This window comes from Xanthomonas campestris pv. campestris str. ATCC 33913, from assembly GCF_000007145.1.
GTDB lineage: Bacteria > Pseudomonadota > Gammaproteobacteria > Xanthomonadales > Xanthomonadaceae > Xanthomonas > Xanthomonas campestris.
Genome location: NC_003902.1, coordinates 4,869,344 through 4,882,656, shown reverse-complemented (window position 1 = coordinate 4,882,656; position 13,313 = coordinate 4,869,344). Strand labels below are relative to the sequence as shown.

At 67.2% G+C, this 13,313-nt stretch carries 9 protein-coding genes; 4 read left to right on the top strand and 5 right to left on the bottom strand.

The features are described from left to right. Genes XCC_RS21275 through XCC_RS21260 form a run of 4 tightly spaced genes read right to left on the bottom strand, consistent with a single transcriptional unit; the run spans window position 1 to window position 7,146 of the window. Window positions 1-1,683, bottom strand: coding sequence for a glycoside hydrolase family 43 protein (locus XCC_RS21275; protein ID WP_175422436.1), 1,683 nt, complete (start codon window positions 1,681-1,683; stop codon window positions 1-3). A 20-nt stretch (window positions 1,684-1,703) separates the two neighbouring features. Beyond that, window positions 1,704-2,963, bottom strand: coding sequence for a D-mannonate dehydratase ManD (gene manD / locus XCC_RS21270; protein ID WP_011039173.1), 1,260 nt, complete (start codon window positions 2,961-2,963; stop codon window positions 1,704-1,706). A gap of 11 nt (window positions 2,964-2,974) precedes the next feature. Beyond that, on the bottom strand, window positions 2,975-4,939 hold the full coding sequence (locus tag XCC_RS21265; protein WP_011039172.1) for a sialate O-acetylesterase: 1,965 nt from the start codon (window positions 4,937-4,939) through the stop codon (window positions 2,975-2,977). Next, window positions 4,936-7,146 carry an alpha-glucuronidase family glycosyl hydrolase gene (locus tag XCC_RS21260; RefSeq protein WP_019238124.1) on the bottom strand — a complete coding sequence of 737 codons (2,211 nt, stop codon included), beginning with the start codon at window positions 7,144-7,146 and terminating at the stop codon, window positions 4,936-4,938. The genes XCC_RS21265 and XCC_RS21260 overlap by 4 nt, the downstream gene beginning before the upstream one ends. A 161-nt stretch (window positions 7,147-7,307) precedes the next feature. On the opposite strand from XCC_RS21260, the gene XCC_RS21255 reads away from it, so the two are divergent. After that, window positions 7,308-8,393, top strand: coding sequence for a LacI family DNA-binding transcriptional regulator (locus tag XCC_RS21255; RefSeq protein WP_029216879.1), 1,086 nt, complete (start codon window positions 7,308-7,310; stop codon window positions 8,391-8,393). Between the two features lie 69 nt (window positions 8,394-8,462). On the opposite strand, the gene xylA is transcribed toward XCC_RS21255, so the two are convergent. Next, window positions 8,463-9,803 (bottom strand): xylose isomerase, encoded by a 1,341-nt coding sequence (gene xylA, locus XCC_RS21250; protein ID WP_011039169.1) that lies wholly within the window; start codon window positions 9,801-9,803, stop codon window positions 8,463-8,465. A gap of 415 nt (window positions 9,804-10,218) precedes the next feature. Here xylA and ttcA point away from each other — a divergent pair, with 415 nt between their 5' ends. The 3 genes from ttcA (at window position 10,219) to XCC_RS21235 (ending at window position 12,923) form a co-directional block, all read left to right on the top strand. Continuing rightward, window positions 10,219-11,121: a tRNA 2-thiocytidine(32) synthetase TtcA gene (ttcA, locus tag XCC_RS21245; protein WP_011039168.1), complete on the top strand. Its 903-nt coding sequence runs from the start codon at window positions 10,219-10,221 to the stop codon at window positions 11,119-11,121. A gap of 65 nt (window positions 11,122-11,186) precedes the next feature. Then, complete coding sequence (locus XCC_RS21240; RefSeq protein ID WP_011039167.1) at window positions 11,187-12,095, top strand: recombination-associated protein RdgC; 909 nt, start codon at window positions 11,187-11,189, stop codon at window positions 12,093-12,095. Window positions 12,096-12,137: 42 nt separating this feature from the next. Next, window positions 12,138-12,923, top strand: a complete 786-nt coding sequence (locus tag XCC_RS21235; protein ID WP_029216880.1) for a SprT family zinc-dependent metalloprotease — start codon at window positions 12,138-12,140, stop codon at window positions 12,921-12,923. The last annotated feature ends 390 nt before the right edge of the window (window positions 12,924-13,313 follow it).

Here is a 13,313-nt window from a genome sequence, read left to right as displayed (position 1 = left end):
TCAATCCTCCTTGGTGCGGTCTGGGTCCAGCTGGGCGAAGGGTCCGATCGTGCTGCCGACAAAGCCGCCGGCCTGTGCAGTGCTCAGCATGCTGGCGTCGTCGTGACGCTGCAGCCATTGCCAGCCGTGCCCGGTTGCATCGAAGGCAAAGCTGTAGCGCCCGCCATCGCCGCTGATCTGCAGCCGCAATGGGGCGGTGGTGACCGGGATGCGCGCACGGGCCAGGGTGGTGGTGCGCGTGCCGTCGCGCTTGTCCACGAAGACCTCTGCGCCATCGCCATCGCGGCGTACGCCCAGCGCGTACCACGCGTTGGAATTCTGCACCGCGGCCAGGCCGGCGCTGATGCCCGCGTGGGCTGGCAACTCCAGCGCGGTGCTGGCGGTGAAGTGCGTGTGCTGCTGGCGCCGCCCCAGAAACGCCGGGTTGCCGGTGCTGGCCAGTCCTTGCGGTGTGGCGTGCAGGGTGAGCCAGCCCGGGCGTGCACGCAGGTCGGCCCAGTCACGCTTGGGCACGCGCAACGACAGCCATTCGCGCTGCGGCGTGGGGGCGTCGAACCCGTCGCGCCAGGTGAAGTTGCCGGACAGCGGCGTTTGGTCGATGCGCGCCGGCGTGCCGTGCGGTGCCTTGGCCACGTAGGGAATCGGTGCGCCCGGCGGCAGGATCGACGGCCAGCCATCGCGCCACTGCACCGGCAGCAGGAAGGTTTCGCGCCCGGTGTTGTAGCGGTCGTGCGCGTAGGGCCGGCTGGCCAGGAACACCGCCCACCACTGTCCGTCGGGCGTGTCCACCAGGTCGACATGGCCGGCATTGCTGATCGGCTGCGCGCGCCCGGCAGGCAGGTCGCGCTGGGTGAGGATGGGGTTGTGCGGCGCGGGCGCGTACGGGCCCCACACGTTGCGACTACGCAGCACCACTTGTGAATGCTGCGGCCCGGTGCCGCCTTCGGCGCACGACAGGTAGTACCAGCCATCGCGTTGGTAGAGGTGCGGGCCTTCGATCCAGATCGGCTTGCTGGCCAGGTCCACGCCGCCGTTGAGCAGCACCTTGCGTAGGCCCACCGGCTGGTGGGTGGCCAGATCAAACCGTTGCATCCAGATGGCGCGGTGGCCTTCGTACAACGGCGTGCCTTCCGGCGGGCCATTGTTGAGCAGGTACGCGCTGCCATCGGTATCGAAGAACAACGACGGGTCGATGCCGTCCACGCCGGGCAGCCAGCTGAGCGTGGACCACGGCCCGGCCGCACTGGTCGCGCTGGCAATGAAGTTGCCGCCGCTGTCCACCGCGGTGCCCACCACATAGAACCGCCCGGCATGGTGGCGGATGCTGGCGGCGAACATGCCGCGCGACACGCCCAGGCCATCGTAATCGAGCTGCTCACGCCGCTCGACCACATTGCCGACCTGCGTCCAATGCACCAGGTCCGTGCTCTCGAACACCGGAATCGCCGGGAAATACGCAAAGGTGGAATTGACCAGGTAATAGCGCTCGCCCACGCGCGTGATGCTGGGGTCGGGATAGAACCCGGCCAGGATCGGATTGCGATAATGCCCGGCGGGCAGTGGCGTTGCGAACACCGGGTCATCGCCGCGGTACTCGAACCAGTCGAACGCCACGGCCTGCTTCGGCGCCGCTGGCTGCGCATACGCCGCCAGCGGCGCGACCAACGCCACGCTTACAGCCAGCAGTAAGGCACGCATGCGCCTCACCAGTCCCACATCGCGCCGTCTTCCAGACGCGCGATCGGCAACTGCTTGGGCACGTAGGGGTACTTCGCGGCCAGGGTTTCATCGATGTCCACGCCATGCCCGGGCGTTTCCCCGCAATGCAGGCGCCCGTCGCGGAACACGTAGTCGTGCGGGAACACCGCATTGGCCTCGTCGGAATGGAACATGTATTCCTGGATACCGAAATTGGGCACCCAGGTGTCGAAGTGCAGGGCCGCGCCCATGCACACCGGCGACAGATCGGTGGCGCCGTGGAAGCCGGTGCGCACCTGATGCAGCGCGGCAAAATCGGCCAGCCTGCGCACATGCGTGATGCCGCCGGCATGGACAATGGTGGTGCGGATGTAGTCGATCAGCTGTTGCTCGATCAGGTGCTTGCAGTCCCAGAGCGAATTGAACACCTCGCCCACCGCCAGCGGCGTTACCGTGTGCTGGCGAATCACTTCGAACGCGCGCTGGTTTTCCGCCGGGGTGGCGTCCTCCAGCCAGAACAGGCGGTACGGCTCCAGGTCGCGACCCAGGCGCGCAGCTTCGATCGGTGTGAGGCGGTGATGCGCATCGTGCAGCAATTCGATCTCATCGCCGTGGTCGGCGCGCAGCTGCTCGAACAACTTCGGCACCACCCCCAGGTAGCGCGGCGTGGACCACACGGTTTCGGTGGGCAATTCGCTCTCGGCCGGCTCGTACGGCTTGCCACCGCTTGAGATGCCGTAGGTCTTCTTGATGCCGGGCACGCCGCATTGCGCGCGGATGGCGATAAAGCCCATCTCGCGGAAGCGGCCCACCTCGTCGCTGGTTTCGGCGATGTCGCGGCCGTTGGCGTGGCCGTAGACCAGCGCGCCTTCGCGCGAGCGCCCGCCCAGCAACTGATACAGCGGCAGGCCGGCCATCTTGCCCAGGATGTCCCACAACGCCACATCTACTGCGGCAATCGCGCTCATCGTCACCGGCCCGCGCCGCCAGTACGCACCGCGGTAGAAGAACTGCCAGATGTCCTCGATACGCCCGGCATCGCGGCCAATCAGGTTCGGCACCAGGTGTTCCTGCAGGTACGCCGCCACCGCCAGTTCGCGGCCGTTGAGCGTGGCATCGCCAAGCCCGGTGATGCCCGAGCGGGTGCGGATCTTCAAGGTGACGAAGTTGCGCCCCGGGCAGGTGACGATGACGCGCGCCTCGACGATCTCGCGATCGCGGGCCGAGCCTTGCAGCGGGGAGGGGGAGTCGACGGTCTGTGACATCGGGGTCTCGCTCATCGGGAAGTGGCGGCAGTGATGGGAAGTTCGAACGGGCCTGCAGGCAGGCCGCTGCGGTCGTACAAGGTGCACACCGGGCTGTCGGCCCAGCAGTAGCGCACGCGCGTGGCCTGCAGGTCGGCCGGCACGCGCAGCGTCACGGTGTCACCGTGCACGCTGGCCGGCGCGTAGTGGCAACTGCCGCTGGCCGCGCCGCAGACCTCGAAGCCGATCGGCGCGCTGGCGCTGTAGCTTTGCAAGGCGGTGTCCACGGCATCGAAGCGCACGCGCAGTGCCTCGCCATCGCGTTGCACATCGCGCGGTACCGGGCCGGAAGCGGCAATCGCCTCGCCATACACCACATGCCGCGCCGCATGTGCCAGGCGGCGGCCCAGCTCCTGTTTGTTGGCCGGATGAATGTCGTAGCGGTCGCCGATATCGATGGCCACCGCCAGCCCGGCATGCGCATCGCCAGCCACGAAGCGGCGCTGCGCTTCGCGGAGCTGTGCCCAGCCGCTTTCCACCGGTTCGGTAGGCGGCATGCCGTAGTTGGCCAGCTGCACCACCAGCAGCGGCAACTGCGCGCCGAAGCGCTGCCGCCAGTCGCGCCGCCAGGCGTCGAGCAAGGCCGGGTAGTGCGCCGCATCGCCGGCATTGGACTCGCCCTGGTACCAGAGCACGCCGCGCAGGCCCAGCTGGCCGAGCGGGGCGATCATGCCGTTGTACAAGGTGGTCAGCCCGGCCGCCGACGACCAGGGCGCGCGGGGCGGCATGCCCACTGCGGCCGGCACGCGTTGGTACTGCCAGGGGCGGTCCAGCGGCACGCGGCTGCCGTCGGCAAACTGCAGCGCACGCGAGGACGCATCGCCCAGTAACCCACCACGGCGGTAGGTGTTGAGCACGTTGAGCACAATGCTGTTGCGCCCGGCCTGCAGCTGCCCGCGTGGCACGCTGTAGCGGCGCGGCTGGTCGGCGCCGTAGCTGCTGCCCACCGCATGGCCGTTGACCCAGGTCTGGTCCAGTTCGTCCACCGGCCCGAGGAGCAGCGTGGCGTCCTGCGCGGCCTGCGCCGCGGTCAGCTCGACAGTGCTGCGGTACCAGACCATGCCATTGAAACCGACCAGCTGTGGCACGCCCCACTCGTCCCAGGCACCGAGCGTGGCCGGCGCGGGTTGCCATGCGCCCGGCGCATCCGGCTGCCACGGCGCGCCATCGCCATGCGCACGCCACCAGGTTTCCCACAATTTGCCCCAGCGTGGCGCTGCATCGGTCGGGCTGGTGGCGTAACGCGCCAGCACGTCCAGCGCCGGACCATCGTCGCCGGCCGCGCGCAGTGCGGCGTCACCGATCCACGCCTGCAGTTGCGAGCCGCCCCACGAAGCATTGATCAAGCCCATCGGCACCGCCACGGTCTTCTGCAGTTCGCGTGCAAAGTAATAGCAAGCCGCAGAAAAATCTTTCACCGTCTCAGGCGTGGTGGGTTGCCAGACGGCAGCGCCCCCGAAGCTGCGTTGCGGGGTCGGGCTGGACTGCGCCGGCACCTTGAACATGCGGATGCTGGGGTGATCGGCGTCGGCGATTTCGCTGCGGGAATCCAGCGTGCGATGCACCTGCAGCTCCATGTTGGACTGGCCCGAGCACAGCCAGACATCGCCCACCAGCACATCGTCCAGTTGCTGGGTCACGCCGCCTGCACTGCGCGCACTCAGCGTGTATGGGCCACCGGCGGCGCGCGCCGGCAGGCGTGCCTGCCAATGTCCCTGGCGGTCGGCACGCACCTGCACCTGCTGCTCGCCCAGGCGCAGCGTCACCTGTTCGCCGGCCGGTGCATCGCCCCACAGGCGGATCGGCGCATCACGTTGCAGCACCATGTGCGGCTGGAATAACGCATGCAGCAATGGCGCATCGGCCGCCGCTGCATGGGAAGGTGCGAGCAACACGCCCAGCGCCGCGATCAATGCCACCCGTGTCCGTGCACTCATTTCGGGTTCCCCGGTGCGTATGGAAACTTCAGCGCCTGGTAGTACGCCAGCGGATGCGCCGGTGGCGCCGTGCCAGCCGGCAACGCACGGCCGGACACCTGCTGGAAATACGCAATGCTGGCATCGCGCCACCACTGCGCCTCGTCCTGCTGGATCGCCAAAAACGCTGCGATCTGCTGGTAACGCTGCGCATCGATGCGGCCGTGCAGCTGCTGCCACGTTGCACGCATCTGCTGCACTTCATCCACACCGTGGTCGTAATGCCACACCAGCTCGTCCCACAGCGGCCGCCCCGAGGCCATGCGGTGGTCCCATGGCGCGTGGTGGAACCACAGCAGGTAACGCTCGGGCACGCGTTGCACGTTGCCGAACACGCGCGCCACCGGCGCGGCATATTGCGCAGCCGCATTGCTGCCACTGGCACTGCGATCAAATCCAATCCCGTTGTGATCAGCACGGTGGTAATACACCGGGTCCCAGTCCGGGCGCTCGCTGCCGGCATCCCACGGCGCCGGACCGTAATGATGGCCACGCCCCATCAGATGATGCAGGCCGAGCGGAGTCATGTAATCCACCACCGCCTCGCGCGAGCGCAGCAACAGGTCCACCACCGGCGTGACCACCGCGCTGTCGTTGGAAAAGCTCATGCGCACCCATTCCTGCGCGATCGCTTCCGGGCGTAGGTCCGGATCCCAGGCCAGCCTTCCGAACGCATACCAGTTGGCCTGGTCGAAGATCGAGCCGCTCCAGTTGCGATCCGCCCCGATGTTGGCCACCCCGGCGATCCCGGTCAGCGGCGAGCGCGTGGTGGCCTTGAACAGGCTGCCATCGACCGTCTTTGCCACGGTCGAGCCCTTGCCGCGCGCATAGGTATCGGCCTGCAGCGTTTCGGAGAACAGGCTGCCCAGGTAGGCCACATGCGTGGAGAAGCCTAGATACTCCTTGGTGATCTGGAACTCCGGCATCAGCGGCGTCTTGCGCATTGCACCGAACAACGGATGGAACGGCTCGCGCGGCTGGAAATCGATCGCACCGTTCTTCACCTGCACGATCACGTTGTCGCGGAACGTGCCATCCAGCGGCAGGAATTCGCTATACGCCTGCTTGGCGCGGTCGTCCGGCTGCTCGTGCGAATAGACGAACGCACGCCACATCACCACGCCGCCGTGCGGCGCCAGTGCATCGGCAAGCAGGTTGGCACCGTCGGCGTGGCTGCGGCCGTAATCCTGGGGGCCCGGCTGGCCTTCGGAATTGGCCTTGACCAAGAACCCGCCAAAATCAGGGATGCGCGCATAGATCGCATCGGCCGTTTCACGCCACCAACGCTGCACCTGCGGGTCCAGTGGGTCGGCGGTCTTCAAACCGCCAATCTCGATCGGTGCACTGAAGCGCGCGCTGAGAAACACGCGGATGCCATAGGGGCGAAACACCGTGGCCAGCGCCGCGGCCTTGTCCAGATACTGCGGCGTCAGGCTCCACGCTTTGGCGTTGACGTTGTTGAGCACCGTGCCGTTGATGCCGAGCGAGGCGTTGGCGCGTGCATAGTCGGTGTAGCGCGGGTCCAGGTAGCCGGGCAGGGTCTGCCAGTTCCACAAGGAGGCGCCGGCATAGCCACGCTCCACCACGCCATCCAGGTTGTCCCAGTGATTGAGCAGGCGCAGCTGCAGCCGTGGCGTCTGCCGGAGATTCAGCGCGCTCAGCGACTGCCCGGTCTGCACCAGCCGCAGCAGATGGAACGCGCCGTACAGCACGCCCACATCGCTGCCGCCGACAATCACCGTCGCCTGGTGGCCATCCACGCGCGTGCTGCGGATCAGGTAACCCTCACGCCCCAGCGCCTGGGTTGCCAGGCCCAACGCGGCAATCTGCGGTGTCTGCGCGGTCCCCAGCACGATCGCGCCATCGCGCGTGGCCGCTTGCGTCAGCGTCGGCGCCACACCGAGCAGACCGTGCAGGCCGCGCTGCAGCTCGTCACCGGCTGCCTGCAGCGTGGGCGTTGCGCCCAGCACGACCAATTCGCGCGCGCTGCCTTGCTTCTGTGCCGCATCGGGCAATAAATGGTAGCGCAACCATAAATCGTAGCCGTTTTCGGCATGCGCGGTCATCGCCGGCAACACCGCGCTGCACACCAGCAACGCCAGCAGCAGCCAATGCGCGCAGGCGGCCTGCGTGCGCCGCACAAATTTCCTGGTCATGCGTGCGCTCATACCTTGCATCCGGTTGCCTGATCGTGATGTGCGTGCCTGTCGCCGCTCTGCCTGCTTCCCGGTACCATGCGACGCACAGCCAGGCGCGTTGCTCGCCGCTGCACCAGCGCCGCGGTGCGCTTGCATACCGCATGTTCGTCAGCCATTTGAAGAGGCCACGCTTGGAGAAGGTCAGGAAATCGGTCCGCCGCACCAGCCGTGCGATCACTATCAACGAGGTGGCAGCGCTGGCCAAGGTCTCGCCGATGACGGTATCGCGCGTGGTCAACAGCAACGGCAATGTGCGTGATGCCACGCGCGCGCGCGTCATGCGTGCGGTCGACAAACTGGGCTACACCCCCAACCTCGCTGCCAGCGCCTTGGCCGCCGCGCAGAGCACGCGCATCGCATTGATCTACAGCGACCCCAGCGGTGCGTATCTGCGCGAATTGCTGCTCGGTGTGTTGCGTGTGGCCTCGCGCACCTCGATCCAGCTGGTCATCGACTGCTGGGACGATCTGGACGCCGATGCCGAGCGCAAGGCTGCACGCAAGCTCGCCAAGGGCGTGGCCGGTGTGATCCTGCCGCCGCCGTTGTGCGAATCCAAGGCGGCGGTGCTGGAACTGGTGCGTGCCAAGGTGCCGGTGGTGGCAATCGCCTCCAACCATTTCAGCCCGGATGTGGCCTGCGTGCGCATCGACGAATTCGCCGCTGCCAAGGAAATCACCGAGCATCTGATCGCGCAGGGCCACACGCGCATCGGCTATATCGCCGGCCACCCGAACCTGTCGGCCAGCACGCGGCGTTTTGAAGGATTCCAGGCCGCGCTGTCCGATGCTGGCCTGCGCCTGGATCGTCACCTGGTGCAACCCGGCGACTACACCTACCGCTCGGGTCTGCTTGCGGCCGAAAAATTGCTCGCACGCAAGCGGCGCCCCAGCGCCATCTTCGCCAGCAACGACGACATGGCCGCCGCTGCGATTTCGGTCGCGCACCGGCGTGGGCTGGATGTGCCGCGTGATCTGTCGGTGGTCGGCTTCGACGATACCTCTGCCGCCACCGCGGTGTGGCCGGAGCTCACCACCGTGCAGCAGCCGATCGCCGCCATGGCCGATGCCGCATTGGACATCTTGTTGAAGACGATTCGCGCCAAGGAGCGGCCCGCGCGGACGATGGTCGATCATGTGGTCGCACACCTGCTGGTCAAGCGGGATTCGGTGGCTGCACCGGCAGCCGACGCGGCAGAGCAGCCCTCCGCCGGGCCGTAAACGCTGTCGCCAGCGTCACGGCAACTGCTGCCTGCTCGCCCGATGCACTGGGCGAGCAGCAGCGAGGCATCAACGCGTCAGGTACTGATTGATCAGGTTCTCGTAGGCTTCCTGGCGGCCGCTGAGCTGCGTCGGCTCGCCCTTGCCGGCGGCGTACGTGGCCAGGTCCGCCAACGTGCTGGTGCCGTTCGCAAAGTCCGCGCCCGCGCCGCTGTCGAAGCTGGCATAACGCTGCGCGCGCCAGGTTTCCAGCGGCGAAGAGGTCAGCAGCGCGTCGGCCACTTCCAGCCCGCGTGCGAACGCGTCCATGCCGCCGATGTGGGCCAGGAACAGGTCCTGCGGGTCGGATGATTCACGCCGCACCTTGGCATCGAAGTTCAGCCCGCCCGGTGCCAGCCCGCCCTGACGCAGCACCACCAGCATCGCGCCGACGGTGTCGTACAGGTCGGTCGGGAACTGGTCGGTATCCCAGCCGTTTTGCGGGTTGCCGCGGTTGGCATCGATGCTGCCAAGCAGGCCGGCATCGCTGGCCACCTGCAGGTCGTGCTCGAAGCTGTGACCCGACAGCGTGGCGTGGTTGGCTTCGATATTGAGCTTGAAATCCTGGTCCAGGCCGTGCTGGCGCAGGAAGCCGATCACCGTGGCGCTGTCGAAATCGTACTGGTGCTTCATCGGCTCCATGGGCTTGGGCTCGATCAGGAAGTTGCCTTTGAAGCCGATCGCACGCCCGTAGTCGCGTGCCAGGGTGAGGAAGCGCGCCATGTTGTCCTGCTCGCGCTTCATCTGCGTGTTGTGCAGGCAGGCGTAGCCTTCGCGACCGCCCCAGAATACGTAGTTCTCGCCGCCCAGCTCCACCGTGGCATCGATCGCAGCCTTGACCTGCACCGCGGCGCGCGCTACGACGTTGAAGTCCGGATTGGTGGACGCACCATTCATGTAGCGCGGGTGCGAGAACAGGTTGGCGGTGCCCCACAGCAACTTGACGCCGGTGTCGGCCTGGCGCTGCTTGGCGATGCCCACCATGTGCTTGAGGTTGTTTTCGTACTCGCCGATGTCGTCCGCATCCGGCGCCAGATCGATGTCGTGGAAGCAGTAGTACGGCACACCGAGCTTGGTGAAGAATTCGAACGCGGCATCGGACTTGGCTTCGGCACGCGCCAGCGCGGTGTTGCCCACATCCCACGGATACGCACGCGTGCCCGGGCCGAACGGATCGGCGCCATTGCCGCAGAAGCTGTGCCAGTAAGCCACTGCAAAGCGCAGGTGCTCGGCCATGGTCTTGCCGGCGACCTGCTTGTTGGCGTCGTACACCTTGAACGCAAGCGGGTTGTCCGAATCGCGGCCTTCGAAGCCGATCTTGCCGATGCCGGGGAAATATTCTTTCGCGCCGATGAAAACGGTGTTGCTCATGGGGTCAAGCTCCTGCAGAGGGAGAGGGCAATGGGGCCGCGCGCAACGCCGTGACGGTGCTGCGCGCGGAGCAGGGTTGCATGCAGCGCACGCTCGGGGATTGCGCAATGTTAGCGCTACCAAAACTGCGACTGAAAAAAGCCGCGCCATGGAGCGAAGCCGAGTGGGTCATGCCGATCCTGCGTCGAACGGTCCGGGCGACTTTACCCAGCCCGCGCCAGAAAGGCTTGCTGCGCTGCGAGATGCGCAGCGTGGCCGCGTGCGCTGTCACACAATCGCCGCAGGGGCGGTGCCGCCAGCGGCCGGCCGCCGCCAAGGCAGGCGCGGGGGCCATCGCCGGCATCGGCGCGGTCACACCGCGCCAGCGGGCCGGCGCTCAGGCAGCGGCGGTCCGGCCAGCTACAATGGCCGGCTTATGACCGCTGTCCTGCCGCTGCCGCTTCCCCTGGCCGATCCCGCGCCGCGCACCCCGCGGCTGCAGCGCGAGCCGCTGCGCCTGGCCAAGCGGCTGCGCCACGCGGTGGGGCAGGCGATTGCCGATTTCGGCATGATCGCCCCCGGTGACAAGGTCATGGTCTGCCTGTCCGGCGGCAAGGACAGCTACACCTTGCTGGACATGCTGCTGCAGCTGCAGCGCAGTGCCCCGGTGCCGTTCACGCTGGTGGCGGTGAACCTGGACCAGAAGCAGCCGGACTTTCCCGCCGACGTGCTGCCCACCTACCTGCGCGCCCAGCAAGTGCCGTTCGACATCATCGAACAGGACACCTATTCGGTGGTCAGCCGGGTGATCCCGCAGGGCAAGACGATGTGTTCGCTGTGCTCGCGGCTGCGCCGTGGCGCGCTGTACGCCTACGCGCAGGCGCACGGGGTGACCAAGATCGCGCTGGGCCATCACCGCGACGACATCGTGGCGACCTTCTTCATGAACCTGTTTCACCACGCCCGGCTCGCGGCGATGGCGCCCAAGCTGCGCAGCGACGACGGCGCGCATGTGGTGATCCGCCCGCTGGCGTATGTGCGCGAGGCCGACATCGCCGCCTACGCGCAGGCCCGCCACTTCCCGATCATTCCCTGCAACCTGTGCGGCAGCCAGGAAAACCTGCAGCGCCAGCAGGTCGGGCGCATGCTGCAGCAGTGGGACCGCGAGCAGCCCGGCCGCGTGGACCAGATCGCCCGCGCGCTGGGCGATGTGCGTCCGGAGCAGCTGGCCGACCGCACACTGTTTGATTTTCCGGGATTGGGCGGCGGCGCCGATGCACCGCTGCCCGATGCCGCTGGCTGGTTGGCCGGCAGCGCTGCCGAGCACGCGCGCGACTAGCGCAGACGCCGTTACCGACCACCTCACTCCCGCGCCACCTTCTTTCCTCCTCTTCGGTCTTTCGCATGTTCTTTCGCAATCTCACGCTGTTCCGCTTTCCGACCACCCTGGATTTTTCCGAAATCGAAACGCTGCTGCCGCAGGTGCAGCTCAAGCCGGTTGGCCCGCTGGAAATGAGCTCGCGCGGTTTCATTTCCCCGTTCGGCCGCGATGAGCAGGACGTGCTCTCGCACCGTCTGGAAGATTTCCTGTGGCTCACCGTCGGTGGCGAAGACAAGATCCTGCCCGGCGCGGTGGTCAACGACCTGCTCGAGCGCAAGGTCGCCGAGATCGAAGAGAAGGAAGGCCGTCGCCCCGGAGGCAAGGCGCGCAAACGTCTCAAGGACGATCTGATCCATGAGCTGCTGCCGCGCGCCTTTGTCAAGAGCTCGCGTACCGATGCCATCCTGGATCTGCAGCACGGCTACATCGCGGTCAACACCTCCAGCCGCAAGAGCGGCGAGAACGTGATGAGCGAGATCCGCGGCGCACTCGGCAGCTTCCCGGCGCTGCCGTTGAATGCCGAAGTCGCCCCGCGCGCCATCCTCACCGGCTGGATCGCCGGCGAGCCGTTGCCCGAAGGCCTGAGCCTGGGCGAAGAGTGCGAGATGAAGGACCCGATCGAAGGCGGTGCGGTGGTCAAGTGCCAGCACCAGGAATTACGCGGCGACGAGATCGACAAGCACCTGGAAGCGGGCAAGCAGGTCACCAAGCTGGCGCTGGTGATGGACGACAACCTGTCCTTCGTGCTCGGCGACGATCTGGTGATCCGCAAGCTCAAGTTCCTCGATGGCGCACTGGACCAGCTCGAGCACAGCGAAGGCGACGGCGCACGTGCCGAACTCGACGCGCGCTTTGCGCTGATGAGCGCCGAAGTGCGACGCCTGTTCCTGTTGCTGGAAGACGCCTTGAAGCTGAGCAAGGCCGAGGCCTGATCGGTCTCACCGGCTGACACATCGCAGCGCTATCCTGTGGCCATGTTCAAGCCTGTCCGCCGCCTCATCGCACCCGCACCGCAGGTCGTCGAACGCGACTGCGTGCGCCTGCAGCTGGAAGGGCGCGAAATCGTCGTGCTGCGCGTGCGCGACCCGCGCGCGCGGCGCATCAAGCTCAGCGTGGATGAGCGCGGCGCGCGGCTGACCCTGCCGCTGCGTGCAAGCCTGGTGGCCGGCGAGCGTTTTTTGTACGCGCATCTGGACTGGCTGAGCACGCAGCTGTCGCGCTACCAGCAGGTGGATGCGCTACCGCCGCTGGAGCGTGGCGTGCCCGGCCTGCTGCCGTTGCGCGGCGCGTTGCTGCCGTTGAGCTGGCACGACGGGCGCTATGCCCGCATCGACATCACCGATGACGGCGCCCAGTTCCACGTCCCGGCGCGCCTCGGGGAGGCCGGGCTGCGGCGCACCTTGAAGGAATTCTACGAAGCCCAGGCGCGCGCCGATATCGGCCGCTGGCTGCCCACCTACCTGCCGGGATTGCCGCGCGCGCCCGCCCGTCTGCGGTTGAAGGTGATGTCTTCGCAGTGGGGCTCGCTGGCACCGGACGGCTCGCTGGCGCTGGACCTGGCGCTGGTGCTCGGCCGCCCGTCGGCGTTCGAATACGTGCTGGTGCACGAGCTCTGCCATCTGGTGCAGGCCAACCATTCGCCGGCGTTCTGGGCCGAGGTGGAACAGCGCTTTCCCGCCTGGCGCGACGAGCGCAGCTATTTCCACGAACACGGCCGCCAGCTCAAGGCGCAATTGCGGCGGTTGCTGCAGGCGGAGTGATCGGCGGCGCGTAAGCGTGCGTGCGGTGCTAAGTGCGCGCGTGCTGGGCAACTCTTGGCGAACGCAACGTCACTGGCGCCAGAGAAGGGACGCGTGGTGCGCTGACGCCGCACCGAGCTCTCCCATCTGTCCAGCCGTCTTGATTCGCCGACGCCTGACAGTGCTGAAAGAACGGGCAGGGTCGGGCTGGACAGCGTAGACCTCACGGCAGTGCGTGCGGTGCCACGTGCATCTCGCTACCGCCACGCATACGCCGCTGCGCGCGCCAGCTGCCCACACGCACGCGACGACAGCCACGGATAACGGGTGGCCAATGCGGTCTGCACGGCATCAATCATCACAGCAAGCGGCGCGTTGCCGCGCCACTGCGGCGGGTCGCAGGCTGCAGCC

Bases quoted from the DNA above. Each gene is read 5' to 3' on its own strand.
- ttcA (WP_011039168.1), top strand. From the start codon at position 10,219: ATGACCGCTGTCCTGCCGCTGCCGCTTCCCCTGGCCGATCCCGCGCCG.
- xylA (WP_011039169.1), bottom strand. From the start codon at position 9,803: ATGAGCAACACCGTTTTCATCGGCGCGAAAGAATATTTCCCCGGCATC.
- XCC_RS21260 (WP_019238124.1), bottom strand. From the start codon at position 7,146: ATGAGCGCACGCATGACCAGGAAATTTGTGCGGCGCACGCAGGCCGCC.
- XCC_RS21235 (WP_029216880.1), top strand. From the start codon at position 12,138: ATGTTCAAGCCTGTCCGCCGCCTCATCGCACCCGCACCGCAGGTCGTC.
- XCC_RS21240 (WP_011039167.1), top strand. From the start codon at position 11,187: ATGTTCTTTCGCAATCTCACGCTGTTCCGCTTTCCGACCACCCTGGAT.
- manD (WP_011039173.1), bottom strand. From the start codon at position 2,963: ATGTCACAGACCGTCGACTCCCCCTCCCCGCTGCAAGGCTCGGCCCGC.
- XCC_RS21265 (WP_011039172.1), bottom strand. From the start codon at position 4,939: ATGAGTGCACGGACACGGGTGGCATTGATCGCGGCGCTGGGCGTGTTG.